This is a genomic window from Streptomyces sp. NPDC002690 (assembly GCF_053592415.1).
Window position 1 is genome coordinate 1 of record NZ_JBSFVR010000196.1, and the last position, 13,461, is coordinate 13,461.

The following is a 13,461-nucleotide window of genomic DNA, read 5'->3' on the forward strand; positions in this document are numbered from 1 at the left end:
GCGCGTTCGGTCCAGGTGGTGGCGCCGAGTCGTTCGAAGGTTTCGGCGGCTTGGGTGAGGGGGTGGCGGGCGGCTTTGCGGCCGTGGGTGTGGCGGAGGCGGGTGCCGTGGGCGAGTTGGATGCGGGCGAGTTCGAAGGGGAAGTGGGTGGCGGCGGGGTGGTTTTCGGCCCTGTGGTAGAGGGTGTGGGCTTCGGCGGGGTCGGTGGTGGTCATGGCGAGGGCGCCGTAGGTGGTGAGGGCGAGGCGGGGGGAGAGGTCGGGGAGGTTCGCGTTCTTGGCGGCCTGGGCGTGGATGCGGGCTTGTTCGGCGCGGCCGGTGTGGAGGGCTGCTTCGACGAGGTCGAGGAGGGTGCGGGGGGCTTGGTGGGTGTAGGGGTGGAAGGTGCCAGGGGGTGTGATGCCGATCGCGTGGAGGTAGGCGGATTCGTAATCGCCTTCGGCGAGGGCCGCGGTGGTGCCGATGGCGTCGGCGATCTGGGTGAGGAAACCGACACCGCGGGGACGGGCCCAGGTGTCGACCGCTGCCTGCAACTCACGGGCCCGCTCGACCTCGCCCCGCAACGCCGCCAACAAACCCAGATAGGCACGATTGTGGTAGGCGAGCAGCATGTACCCGTGCGACGAGGTCAGTTCCAGGTTACGCAGCCCGGTGCGCTCCGCCTCGTCCCACTCACCGACCGCGATCTGGTCCAGCATGATCAGATGCAGCATCGTCATGCTGTTGCGTACGAACCCGGTCTCCGCCTCGCGGTCGACGGTCCGCTGGAGCAGCGGCCGGTACTGGCTGAGCGTGTCGACGTGATAGGCCGCGACCCCCAGCCGGGTCACGTCCCACGGCTCCATCTGCGGAAGGCGGGCGAACTCCTCGTCCACCCGTTCCCGCACACCCGCACCGTGGCGGACCACGTCGCCCCACGCGTCCCCGTAGACCAGTGACCGCGACGGGACCAGCCCGCCCAGCGCCGCCAGCCGGGCACGGGTCTCCTCCCACTGGGCCGGGTCGGCGGCGTACTGGTCGATCGCGATCAGCAGGTTCACGAGCCGGGTGAGCGTTTCGGAGGCCACACCCGGTTCCCTGGCACACAGCTGAGTGAGGGCGTCCGACACCCGGCGGTGTGTGTGCCGTACTTCTCCGTCCTCCCAGAGCGCCATGTACGCGGAGGTGACCACCGAGGCCGGCGACTCCGCCGCGTTCGTGGCGGAGTCCGACCGTACGAGCCGCTGCGCCTGGTCGAACAGCCCCGCGTGACCGGCGACGAAGGCCGCGTCGCCGACCCTGCGGGAGCGTTCCTCCCGCTTCTCGCTCAGTTCGGCGGCCCGGGTCAGCCAGGCCACCGCGGCAGCCGCGCCACCGCGCCGGGTCGCGGACCGGGCCGCCGCCTCCAGCGTGGCCGCGACCTCCTCGTCCGGGTCGACCGTCGCGCCCGCGAGGTGCGCGGCCCGCCGCTCGACGTCGTCGTGATGCAGCCGGGCCAGGGCGGCGTGGGCGGCCCGGCGCTGGTTGGGGGTGGCCGTCTGCACCACGGTGGAGAGGATGACGGGATGCTGGAAGACGAGACCGCCGCCGGCCGGGTCGCCCCTCAGCAGACCGGCGGCCACCGCTTCGTCGACGTCGCGCATGCGGTACTGCCCCGTGCCGGGGACGGGTGTGATTCCCGGCGTGGCCCCCACGCCGTCGAGGGCTCCGAGCAACAACTCCTCCCGGACATGCGCGCTGAGCCCGTCGAGGCGTTCGGCGTACACCCGCTGCAGGCGCCGGGGCAGCGGCAGTGACACCCCGAGGAGTTCGGCAGCGGTGACCCGGGACGCACTTCTGGTCAGAGGGGTGGGAAGTTCGAGCAGGGCCAGCGGATTGCCTCCGGTCTGCTCCAGGACCAGGTGTCTCACCCCGGCGTCCAGACGCGGGTGGTGCAGGTCCAGCAGCCGTGCCGCATCCTCCCGGGCAAGCGCGCCGACCGGATGCTCCGGCAGGGCGGCTGTGTCGAAACCCGAGGGCACGCCGGAGCGCAGGGCGACGACGAGTTTCACCGAGTTGCCGGTGAGCCGCCGACCCACGAACCCGATCACCGCGACGCTGGAGGCGTCCAGCCACTGACCGTCGTCGAGGATCAACAGCAAAGGCGCGGACGAGGCGGCCAGGGACAGCAGATCCAGCACGGCGATACCGAGCGACATCACTGACGGCGGCTGTCCCTCGCCGCGCCCGAAGACGGTCGCGAACACCGCACGGTGCACCGGGTCCAAGTCGCTGACGGCCGGGAGCAGCGGGTGGAGGAGCTGGTGCAGTCCGGCGAACGGGAACCCGGCCTCGGCCTCCACCCCTGCGGCCCGGACCACCTCGTGGCCCGCTCGCGCCGCGGACTGCCCGACATGGTCCAGCAGCGCGGTCTTGCCGACGCCCGCCTCTCCCCGCAGGACGAGCGCCCGCCCTTCGCGGGCCGTCACGAGGGCGGACAGCAGCGTCTTCTCCTCGTCCCGGCCGATCATCGTCGTGAGCGACTCCACGGTGCCCCACTTCCCCTCGTCACCGGACCAGCCAGGTGTGTTCGCTCGGGAGTATGTGTGCGGAGTATCGCTCGGGCGACATGCCGAACTCAAAGGCGCGTCCGCGTCATTGAAGCCGGGCCCTCCTCCGCATGCCATCCGTCTCCTGGCACCCCGCAGAAGAATATAGGGGGATGTGATGATTCGTCATCGCCAACAAGAAACACATTGATCCAGTTCGGCATCGCTCCCGATGCTGCCTACATGTGACCGGGCACAACAGGCATCACCGCAGACATCGGACTTCCTGACTTCCTCCAAGGTGAACACCTGCCACGACAGGCCCAGAAACACACCCGGATGCAAGATCACGTGTGACAGGGTGCACGGTGGCGAGCCCGCCGTATCCCTCGCGGGTGCACGGCGGGTGTCTCGCTTTCCCGCTCCGTCCGAAACCCGTGACGGACGGAGGCCGACTCATCCTCCTCACTCTGGAGAGACAGCATGCAAGGTCCGAGACGCCGACGCGACGGCCGACGGGCGACCACGGTCGCCATCGCCGTAGCCCTCGGTCTGACTCTGGCTTCCCCGTACGCCGGGGCATCCGCCCTCGCGCCACAGGCCACGCAGGGGGAGGTGGCCGCCGCGGCGGCCACCCCTGTGTACCAGGACACCAGTTACTCCTTCGAGGAACGGGCGGCCGATCTCGTCGCCCGGATGACGCTGGAGCAAAAGGTCCGACAGCTCATCACCAACGACGCCCCCGCCATCCCCGGCCTCGGCGTGCAGGGGTACACGTACTGGAGCGAGGCCCTTCACGGCATCCAGTCACTGGGCAACTCCAAGAACGCCGGCAACGACACCTCGTGGCCGGTCAAGGCCACCGGGTTCCCGACGAGCCTCGCCACCTCGATGGCCTGGGACCCCGCCCTCCAGTACGAGGAGGGCTCGGCCGTCTCGGACGAGGCCCGCGGCTTCCTCGACCCGTCCCTCTTCGGTGTCGGCCGCAACAACCTCGGTTCGTCGGCCGACAACTACGGCTCGCTGACCTACTTCGCCCCGACGGTCAACAACGACCGCGACCCCCTCTGGGGCCGCCACGACGAGTCCTACGGCGAGGACCCCTATCTCCAGGCGCAGCTCGGCGTCCAGTTCGTCAACGGCTTCCAGGGCCAGAACACCGACGGCTCGTCGGTCAACGGCTATCTGAAGGCCGCGGCCACGGCGAAGCACTACGCCCTCAACAACGTCGAGGATTCACGTACGGCCATCAGTTCCGACGTCAACGACTCCCAGCTGCGCGACTACTACACCAAGCAGTTCGCCGCCCTCATCGGACAGGCACACGTCGCCGGCCTGATGACGTCGTACAACGCGATCAACGGCACCCCCGCGGTCGCCGACACCTACACCAACAACACGCTGGCCAAGCGCACCTACGGGTTCGCGGGCCTCACCACCTCGGACTGCGGCGGCGTCGGCACCACCTACAAGCTGCCGAACGACGGCCACGACTGGGCGCCCGCCCCCTGGTCCACCAACGGCTCGAAGACCGACCCGCAGTGGATCGACGACGGGACCGGGGACACCGTCGACGCCCGCGCGGCCGGCCAGGCCTTCGCGCTGCGCTCCGGCAACGACCTCAACTGCAGCGGTGACGAGATGACCACCGCCAACGTGATGGAGGCCGTACGCGCGGGCCTGCTGAGCGAGGACGTGCTGGACACGGCGCTGGTGCGGGTCTTCACCGTACGGATGAGGACGGGGGAGTTCGACCCCGCCGACAGTGTCCCCTACACCTCCATCGACAAGTCGGTCATCCAGAGCGCGGCCCACGTGGACCTGGCGACCAAGGCCGCCGACGCGTCCATGGTGCTGCTGAAGAACAGCGCCCTCGCCGCGACCGGCAAGCCGCTGCTGCCACTGAAGGCGTCGGCGGTGAACAAGGTCGTCGTCCTCGGCGGCCTCGCCGACACCGTCAGCCTCGGCAGCTACGGCAACGCCCCCGACCAGCAGATATCGATGCGGCAGGGCATCACCGACGCGCTCAAGGCCGCCAATCCGAGTGCGACCGTCACGTACGACGCGGCGGGCACCAGCACCACCAGCACCGCCGCCGTCACCCTCACCTCCGCGACCCAGGCGGCGATCAAGGCCGCCGACGCGGTCGTCGTGGTGGCCGGCACCGACCAGAACACCGCGAGCGAGGGCAAGGACCGCTCCGGCCTGGCCCTGCCCGGCAACTACGGCTCCCTGATCGACCAGGTCGCGGCCGTCGGCAACCCCAACGTGGTCCTCGACCTCCAGACGGTCGGAGCGGTCGACATCTCCGCCCGGCAGTCCAAGGCCGCGTCCATCGTCTACAGCGCCTACAACGGCCAGAGCCAGGGCACCGCCCTCGCCGACGTGCTGTTCGGCAAGCAGAACCCGCAGGGGCATCTGACCTTCACCTGGTACAAGGACGACTCCCAGCTCGCCGGGAAGAACACCTACGGGCTGACCCCCGCCGAGACCGACGGCAAGGGGCAGACGTACCAGTACTTCACCGGCACCCCGTCCTACCCCTTCGGCTACGGCCTGAGTTACTCGACGTTCTCCTACTCGGCGGCCCAGACCGACAAGAGCGGCGTCACCGCCGACGGCACGGTGAACGTCTCCTTCGACGTGACCAACACCGGCAACGTCGCCGGTGCCACCGTGGCCCAGCTCTACGCCGCGAACTCCTTCGCCGTCTCCGGTACGACTCTGCCCAAGCAGCGTCTGGTCGGCTTCAAGAACACCGGCGTCCTCGCGCCGGGCGAGAAGCTGCACGTCACCCTGCCGGTCAAGGCCGCCGACCTGAGCGTGTGGAACCCGGCGACCTCCAGGCAGACGGTCTTCCCCGGCGCCTGGGCACTGAAGGTGGCCTCCGACTCGGCCACCGTGCAGAGCACCGCCACGGTCACCGTCTCCGGCACCCTCACCCCGAAGGTCTCCACCGTCACCGTGCAACCGGGCCGCCTGGTCTACCAGGCCGGTGAGACGCTGGACCTGACGAAGAAGAACCCCTGGATCAAGGACGACACCGATCCGGCGAAGGAGCAGCGGGACACGTCCCTCACGGCCGACAGCATCGTGGAGGCGGTCAACAACGACCAGTCCTTCGCCGACCTGTCGACCGCGTCGGTGACCTACTCCAGCAGCGACCCGGCCGTAGCCACCGTCAGCTCCTCCGGAATCGTCACCGCGGGCGCGGACGGAGTCGCCACGATCAAGGTGACCGTGGGCGGTGTGTCCGGCTCCATGGTGATGGTGGTCAAGGGCTCCCTCACCGTCCACACCCCGCAGTTCGTGCAGGCGGGACAGGCGGCCACGGTGACCACCACGCTGACCAACGGCACCGGCTCCGCGCTCGGCGGCGTGACCGTCGCCATGCCTGCGCCGGCCGGCTGGACCGTCAAGGCCACCACCGCGACCTCCTTCGCCTCCGTCGCGGCCGGCGCCTCGGCCACCACCACCTGGCTGGCCACCCCGCCCTCCGGCGTGTCCCCGGGCGCCTACCCGTTGAACGCCACCGCGACGTACAGCGGTGGTTCCCACACGGCCGACGGCACGCTCCTCGTGCCGTTCGCCTCGCAGCAGGCGGCTTACACCAACGTCGGTGTCACGGACGACGCCGATCCCGCGCCCGGCAAGTACGACGGCGGTGGGTTCAGCTTCTCCGCGCAGGCGCTGGCCGCCCAGGGTCTCGCCCCGGGGAAGTCCTTCACCGACGACGGTCTGACCTACCAGTGGCCGGACGTCGCCGCGGGCACCCCGGACGCCATCGACACGAAGGGGCAGGCGGTCCTGATCTCCGGGACCGGCAGCGAGCTGGGCTTCGTGGGCAGCGGCACCAGCGGCCCCCACCAGGGCATCGGCACCATCGTCTACACCGACGGCAGCACTCAGCGCTACGGCCTGAGCTTCTCCGACTGGTGGGACAACACCAGCGTCGCCCAGGGCGGCGGCCGTCTGGGGACCTACGACCACATCAACTCCCACGACGGCCGGGTGGACCAGAAGGTCAGCCTCTTCACGACCAAGGTGCAGCTGGCCGCGGGCAAGACGGTGCAGGCGGTGATCCTGCCCACGTCCCAGGACGGGTCGGGTGGCACTCCGCAGGGCCACGTCTTCGCCATGGCCATCGGCGGTACCCCGCACTCCCCGGCGCCCAAGCCGGAGGGCCCGACGGGGCACGTGACCGGACAGGGCGACAAGTGCGTCGATCTGGCCGCCGGCCCGGCTGCCGGAGTCCAGGCGGTCCTCGCCTCCTGCGACGACGACGCGTCCCAGCAGTGGACCCTCGGCACCGACAAGACACTGTGGAACCAGGGCAAGTGCCTGGCAACCGCCGAAGGCGGCACCACCAACGGCACCGACGTCGTCCTCGACTACTGCGACGGTTCTGCGGGGCAGCAGTGGGGGGTGGACGCGGTCAACGGCTATCTGGTGAACGCGGCCTCGGGGCTGTGTCTGGAGAACGGCAACGGGAGCACGGCGGACGGCAATCCGTTGATCGTCTGGGCGTGCAACAGCGGTGATGCCGGTCAGAAGTGGAAGGTTCCGTCGGCTGCGGTGTCGGGTCCGTCGGGCCGGATCGCGGGCTACAACGGCAAGTGTGCCGAGGTGACGGGCGGTGCGACGGCCGACGGTACGTCGATCCAGCTGAACGCGTGCTCGACGGGTACCCAGCAGGTGTGGACCACCGCCACGGACGGCACCCTGCGCGCGCTGGGCAAGTGCCTGACCGCCGCAGCCGGCGCAACCACGGACGGCACCCCCGTCCAGCTCTCTACCTGCACCGGCGCCACCTCCCAGAAGTGGGCCTCCGACACCAAGGGACAGCTCATCGGCACACAGTCCGGCAAGTGCCTGGACGCGGCGGGTCCGAGTTCGGCGAACGGCACGAAGCTCCAGCTCTGGGCATGCGCGGCCTCCGACAACCAGCTCTGGAACGTGCCCTCGTCACGCCCGACAGGAGTGATCAGTGGCTACGGCGGCAAGTGCGCCGAGGTGACCGGGTCACTCTCGGCCAACGGCACGGCGATCCAGCTGAACACCTGCTCCACCGGCAGCGGCCAGTCCTGGACCACCGGCACGGACGGCACCCTGCGCGCGCTCGGTAAATGCCTGACCGCCGCCGCCGGCGCAACGGCGGACGGCACCGCCGTCCAGCTCTCCACCTGCACCGGCGCCACAGGCCAGAAGTGGACCTCCGACACCAAGGGACAGCTCGTCGGCACACAGTCCGGCAAATGCCTCGACGCCACCGGTCCCAGCTCCGCCAACGGCACCAAACTCCAGCTCTGGACCTGCGCCGCCACCGACAACCAACTCTGGAAACTCCCCAGCTGATCTATTTGCCCCACCTGGCCCACCGGAACACCGCATCGCGAAAACACTCCGGTGACGACTACCCCCTCAGAGGAACACACGTGTTGCGAAAACACAGAAGCTCCGCCGCGGCGCTCGGCCTGGCGGTCCTGACGACGCTGGGTCCGATCGCCCTGGGCGCCGCCCCCGAGGCCTCGGCCGCCCCGGCGGCCGACACTCCGGTCGTGGTGGCCGGCGGTACCGTCCTGCCGGGAAGGGTCGCGGGCAAGACCGGCGCCCTCGGCGTGACCTTCGGCTTCTCCGACATCACCATGGCGGGTGGCCCGTACGACCAGCCCGTCAACAAGAACTACAACCAACCGATGTTCCGGCCGAATGCCGACGACCCGGCTTCCTTCTGGGACAACTACGTGGAGGAACTGGTCACCGCCGGAGTCGACTTCGTCGCCGTGGACCTGCGCGGTTTCGGACCGGACAACGCCGTCCCGGACGGCGCCGGCGACCCCCGTGCCCTGACACCCCTGGTCGAGGCGATCGAGCGGCGCGGTGTCGCCGACCAGCTCAAGATCGCGGCGCTCGACGACACTCCGGCAACCCTCACCGACAAGAAGAACCGAGCCGTCCACCACACCGGCGGCTACGAACCCCCCTTCGACATCGGCGACGCGGACGGCACCGGGGAAGGCGGCTACCAGTACTTCTGGGACTACAACCAGCGGGAGTACTTCGACCGCGTCCCGGACGACATGCTCTACAAGGTCGACGGCCGCCCGCTCATCTATGAGTGGTCGGTCAACGACTTCGCCTTCAGCAACCAGGGCGACGGCAACCTCTCCAAGCTCCTCCAGTACGCCCGCTCGCGGGCCAAGACCGAGTTCGGCATCGACCCGTACTACGTCGTCGACAGCAGTTGGCCGGACCGGGACCCCACCGTCGTCTCGCAGATCGACGGCATCAACAACTGGTTCACGCTGCCCACCGGCTGGACCAATGCGACGCACCGGCCCATCGTCGACAACGGGCAGCTGAAGTTCGGCGACGGCTGGGAGTACCGGACCTCGGACGGCGCCGGTGACTACAAGAACACGTACCAGAGCAGCTCCCAGGCAGGGGCGTCAGTCACGTACTCCTTCATCGGCACGGGCGTGCAGTACCTGGCCCGCACCGACTCCGGCCAGGGCAGCGTCGACGTCTCCGTCGACGGGCAGGCGCCCGTCACCGTCGCGCTGTCCGGCGGCGGGCTCAAGACCCAGCAGACAGTCTTCGAGAAGAAGGGCCTGACCGAGGGGACCCACACGATCAAGGTGACCAACAAGTCGGCCACGCCGGTCACCGTCGACGGGTTCAAGGTCCTCTCCAGCCGTCCCGCCACCGTCGACGGCCGCACCTACGGTGTCGCGACCCCGGGTTTCCGGGTGGTCAACGACTCCGTCGACATGGTGATGGACGCGGACCACGGCAACCATCTCAACCGGACCCTGGACGCCACGGTCAACGGCGGCGCCGACATCACCCTGGTCGAGGGATTCACCGACTGGGAGGAGAACGCGATGCTCGCGCGTACGGCCGAAGGCTCGTACGCGGAGCGGCTGACGGACTTCCCCAACCAGATGATCGACATCGTGCGGCAGTACTCCACCGACCCGTTCCCCGCGAGCCTCAAGATCGAGGCGGAAACGGCGGACGCGTCCAGCGGGGCCACCGTCGGCAACTCGGGCGTCTACCGGAGCGGCGACCTCGACGTCGAGCCCACCGGCGACACCGGCGGCGGCTGGGACGTCGGCGACATCGCCGCCGGCCAGAGCCTGACGTGGAAGAGCGAGCCGATGCAGGGCACGGTCAAGCTCTCCGCGCGGGTCGCCACGCCGAACGACGGCGCTCAGGTCCGCTTCGTCGTGGACGGAGTGGCCGGGCCGACCATCACCGTGCCGAACACCGGGGACTGGCAGAAGTACACCAGTGTGGACGCGGGTACGTTCCAGTTCGCGGCCGGTACGCACCACGAGGTCCGGCTGGAGTTCCCGACCGGTTCGCTGAACGCCAACCACTGGACGGCCACCACCGTCAGCCCGCCGGCCACTCCGGCTCCGGCCGGTCCGACCGGTCAGGTCACCGGGCAGGGCGGCAAGTGCGTCGACCTGGCCGGTGGCAGCGCCGCGAACGGCACCCCGGTGGTGCTCAACACCTGCGGTACCTCCACCACCCAGCAATGGACGGTCGCTCCCGGCAAGTCGCTCCAGGTGCTGGGCAAGTGCCTGACCACCCAGGACAGGGGCACGTCCAACGGCACCCGCGTCCAGATCGCCGCCTGCGACGGTTCTGCGGGGCAGCAGTGGGGGGTGGACGCGGTCAACGGCTATCTGGTGAACGCGGCCTCGGGGCTGTGTCTGGAGAACGGCAACGGGAGCACGGCGGACGGCAACCCGTTGATCATCTGGGCGTGCAACAACGGTGACGCCGGTCAGAAGTGGAAGGTTCCGTCGGCTGCGGTGTCGGGTCCGTCGGGCCGGATCGCGGGTTACAACGGCAAGTGTGCCGAGGTGACGGGCGGTGCGACAGCCGACGGTACGTCGATCCAGCTGAACGCGTGCTCGACGGGCACCCAGCAGGTGTGGACCGCCGCCACGGACGGCACACTGCGCGCGCTGGACAAGTGCCTGACCGCCGCCGCCGGCGCAACGGCGGACGGCACCGCCGTCCAGCTCTCCACCTGCACCGGCGCCACCTCCCAGAAGTGGACCACCGACACCAAGGGACAGCTCATCGGCACACAATCCGGCAAGTGCCTCGACGCGGCGGGCCCGAGTTCGGCGAACGGCACCAAACTCCAGCTCTGGACCTGCGCGGCCTCCGACAACCAGCTCTGGAACGTGCCCTCGTCCCGGCCCACCGGGGTGATCAGCGGTTACGGAGGCAAATGCGCCGAGGTGACCGGGTCACTCTCGGCCAACGGCACGGCGATCCAGCTGAACGCCTGCGGCACCGGCAGCGGCCAGTCCTGGACCACCGCCACGGACGGCACCCTGCGCGCACTGGGCAAATGCCTGACCGCCGCCGCCGGCGCAACGGCGGACGGCACCGCCGTCCAGCTCTCCACCTGCACCGGCGCCACAGGCCAGAAGTGGACCACCGACACCAAGGGCCAGCTCATCGGCACACAGTCCGGCAAATGCCTGGACGCCACCGGACCCAGCTCCGCCAACGGCACCAAACTCCAGCTCTGGACCTGCGCCGCCACCGACAACCAACTCTGGAAACTCCCCACCTGACCCACCGGGACATCGTCATAGTCCGTCAAAAATGACAAACTAGAACATACATTCCGGACCGGGTGGGAGACATCCCCGCCCGGTCCGGTCTTTCCGTATTCAGACGCCGTCGCGGGGTGCCGACTCCAGCAGCGGACCGCTCAACGCGCCGAGTCCACGCAGAAACGTGTCGACCACCAGATCGGCCGCCTGTCCGGGACTCAGGTGTCTCTGTTGGTGCGAGGCCAGATTGACCAACTCCGGCAACAGTGTGCCCGCCCAGCCCTCCGGACAGTTCCTGCGGAGCAGACCCGCGTCGGTGGCCCGGCGCAGGAAGGTGTCGACCTCGGCGATGCACGCGTCACGGCGCCGACGGATGGCGTCGTCCGCGAGCATACGGGCGAGGTCGACCGGCCAGGTCCGGTTGACGACGATGATCCGCTCGACGTAACGGTGCAGGGCCACGGCGACAGGCGCCTCGCGCAGCCGAGCACTCTCGATGGCCTGCTCGATGGCCGAGACCCGCGATTCGTGGATAGCGGCCAGCAGTTCTTCGCGGCAGGCGAAGCGCCGGTAGACCGTGCGCCGGTCCACGCCGGCCTCGGCCGCGATGCTCGCGACACTCGCGCCGGGATCGGCGGCGAGCATGCGCGCTCCGGTGGTCAGAACGGCTACCACGTTGCGTGCTGCATCGGCTCTCATCGCCCAACCGTACCTCTGATGAGATTTTTTGAGTCACTACCCTCACGTTTACGTGGCGCTAACAAAGTTAAGTGCTACATTAAAGTGGCAGTTGGACGCCGGACCCCACGCCCGCAGGCACGGAAAGAAGAGAGAAACGCACATGATCACCTACGACAGGCTCTTCATCGGTGGCTCCTGGATCGAGCCCAGCAACCCGGAGCTGCTCGACATCGCCTCCCCGCACGACCAGTCGGTGATCGCCCGCGCCGCCCAGGCGCGGCCGGCGGACATCGACCGCGCGGTCGATGCCGCCCGGAAGTCCTTCGAAAAGGGTGAGTGGCGACTGACTCCTCCGGCGGAACGCATCTCCGCGCTGCGGCGGTTCAACGCGCTGCGCGAGGAGAACGCGGAGAAGATCGCGCACCTCATCTCGCTGGAGAACGGTTCGGCCGGCTGGTTCACCCGCGCCGGGCAGCCCGGTCTGACCCGGCAGGCGAACGCCTATCTGAAGGCGGCGGAGGAGTTCGGCTGGGAGGAGACGCTGCTTCCCTCCGACCCCGCGTCCCCGACCCGCAGCGTGGTCCGCCGCGAGGCGATCGGTGTGGTGGCGGCGGTGATCCCGTGGAACTCGCCGTTCTCCTCGGCCACCTCGAAGATCATCCCCGCGCTGGTCGCCGGCAACTCCGTGGTCCTCAAGGTCTCCCCGGAGAACTCACCGAGCATGGGCTTCCTGGCGGAACTGCTGGAGCAGGTTGGCCTGCCCGAAGGCGTCATCAGTGTGCTGCCCGCGGACCGCGAGACGAGCGAGTACCTGGTCTCGCACCCGGACGTCGACAAGATCGCTTTCACCGGATCCACCCGCGCCGGCCGCCGTATCGCCTCCATCGCCGGGGAGCAGCTCAAGCGGGTCAGTCTGGAGCTGGGCGGCAAGTCGGCCGCCATCATCCTGCCCGACGCGGACGTCCAGAAGGCCGTCGGCGGCCTGAAGTTCGGATCACTGCTCAACAACGGCGAGTCGTGCATCGCACAGACCAGGATCCTGGCCCCGCGCGGCCGGTACGAGGAGGTCGTCACCGCGCTGAAGGAGCTGGTGGAGTCTCTCAAGGTCGGTGACCCCAACGACCCCGACACCTTCATCGGCCCGATGATCCGCCCCGACCAGCAGGAGCGGGTACGCAGCTACATCCAGCTCGGTATCGAGGAGGGCGCCCGTCTGGTCGCCGGGGGCCCGCAGATCCCCGAGGGCCTGGAGAAGGGCAACTACGTGACGCCCACCGTCTTCGCCGACGTCGACAACTCCATGCGCATCGCGCAGGAGGAGATCTTCGGCCCCGTCCTGGTCGTCATCCCCTACGACGACGAGGACGACGCCGTCCGGATCGCCAACGACTCCGAGTACGGCCTCTCCGGGGGCGTCTGGTCCTCCGACGAGGCCCACGCCCTCGCCGTCGCCCGCCGTATCCGCACGGGCACCATCACCGTCAACGGAGCCTCCGTCGCCTTCGACGGCCCGTTCGGCGGATTCAAGGCCAGCGGTATCGGGCGGGAGTACGGAGCGGTCGGCGTCGGCACCTACACCGAGTACAAGACCATCACCGTCTGACGCGCTGCCCGGCCGGTCGACCGCGGACGGGTGAGGAGCGGACCAGGACCGAAACGCCGTCGGCGGCGGGTGGACCGACCACCCG

Annotated in this window: 5 protein-coding genes; 3 read left to right on the forward strand and 2 right to left on the reverse strand. The window is 69.3% G+C overall.

Annotated elements, in window-relative coordinates; all coding sequences use genetic code 11:
* A partial coding sequence (locus ACWD3D_RS22850; RefSeq protein WP_451462684.1) for an AAA family ATPase occupies positions 1-2,489 on the reverse strand: 2,489 nt, incomplete at its 3' end.
* Positions 2,490-2,990: 501 nt separating this feature from the next.
* Between ACWD3D_RS22850 and ACWD3D_RS22855 the strand changes: the two genes are divergently transcribed.
* Positions 2,991-7,862, forward strand: coding sequence for a ricin-type beta-trefoil lectin domain protein (locus tag ACWD3D_RS22855; RefSeq protein WP_451462681.1), 4,872 nt, complete (start codon positions 2,991-2,993; stop codon positions 7,860-7,862).
* Between the two features lie 83 nt (positions 7,863-7,945).
* Positions 7,946-11,110, forward strand: coding sequence for a DUF5010 domain-containing protein (locus tag ACWD3D_RS22860; protein WP_451462682.1), 3,165 nt, complete (start codon positions 7,946-7,948; stop codon positions 11,108-11,110).
* Positions 11,111-11,209: 99 nt separating this feature from the next.
* On the opposite strand, the gene ACWD3D_RS22865 is transcribed toward ACWD3D_RS22860, so the two are convergent.
* Positions 11,210-11,737, reverse strand: coding sequence for a TetR/AcrR family transcriptional regulator (locus tag ACWD3D_RS22865; RefSeq protein ID WP_451462685.1), 528 nt, complete (start codon positions 11,735-11,737; stop codon positions 11,210-11,212).
* Between the two features lie 196 nt (positions 11,738-11,933).
* Here ACWD3D_RS22865 and ACWD3D_RS22870 point away from each other — a divergent pair, with 196 nt between their 5' ends.
* A complete protein-coding gene (locus tag ACWD3D_RS22870) occupies positions 11,934-13,376 on the forward strand; it encodes an aldehyde dehydrogenase (protein WP_451462683.1) in 1,443 nt (480 codons plus the stop codon).
* The last annotated feature ends 85 nt before the right edge of the window (positions 13,377-13,461 follow it).